This window comes from Citrobacter sp. TBCS-14 (genome assembly GCF_005280805.1).
GTDB classification, from domain to species: Bacteria; Pseudomonadota; Gammaproteobacteria; order Enterobacterales; family Enterobacteriaceae; genus Citrobacter; species Citrobacter gillenii.
This window is the reverse complement of record NZ_SZWM01001068.1, coordinates 1-224: the sequence shown is the minus strand read 5'-3', so window position 1 is coordinate 224 and position 224 is coordinate 1. Positions and strand designations below refer to the sequence as shown.

The following is a 224-nucleotide window of genomic DNA, read 5'->3' as shown; positions in this document are numbered from 1 at the left end:
GGCTTCTTTCAGCACATCTTCTTTCAGTCGGGTTACGCGCATCAGGGTGCGGAAGTCGTGGTTGGCGAGCAGATCAAGGTGATCGCTGATGATCAGGCGTGCTTCTTCCAGCCACGGCGTGACTTTATCAAACTGTGAAAGTTGGATCAGTAAGCAGTCGCGGAGATCTTTTGCCGCCACGCCCACGGGATCAAAACGCTGAACGCGTTTAAGCACGGCTTCGA

The 224-nt window shown here is 54.0% G+C and carries 1 pseudogene; it reads right to left on the bottom strand.

Annotation, left to right across the window (positions count from 1 at the left end):
• Positions 1 to 224, bottom strand: a pseudogene (locus tag FDX22_RS23980) (RNA polymerase factor sigma-54); the annotation flags it as partial.